General features: G+C 52.3%; 1 protein-coding gene. It reads left to right on the top strand.

The annotated features are described in order from the left end of the window. The coding region (locus KDM90_RS17660; protein WP_212676941.1) for a hypothetical protein at positions 1-306 on the top strand (306 nt) is incomplete at both ends.

The raw sequence follows: 306 nt of genomic DNA, 5'->3' as shown, positions 1-306 counted from the left end.
CAATCGGTGTGCAAGCGGTTTGTTCAATCAGCGGCACCAAGACCACGAGTTTTACAGCAGGAACCACCGGCACGATCACGGGCTTGGTACAAGGTGAAACGTGTACGGTCACGGAGACCGCGATCACCGGAGGCGTCTTAGCAGGCGGTTATACCTTCGGTGCAACAAGTGCAGCGGTGATTAGTTTAAATAGCAGCACAGCGATCAGTGCATCACAAGCGGTAACGATCACGAATCCTTTGACTGCCCCGAATGCAGCACAACTGAATATCACCAAGCTGTATTCTGGTGACACCGTACCAAGTA

Source organism: Affinundibacterium fentianense, from assembly GCF_018139545.1.
GTDB lineage: Bacteria > Pseudomonadota > Gammaproteobacteria > Burkholderiales > Burkholderiaceae_D > Undibacterium > Undibacterium fentianense.
Note: the sequence above shows the minus strand (reverse complement) of the source record. Positions and strands in the feature narration are given on the sequence as shown.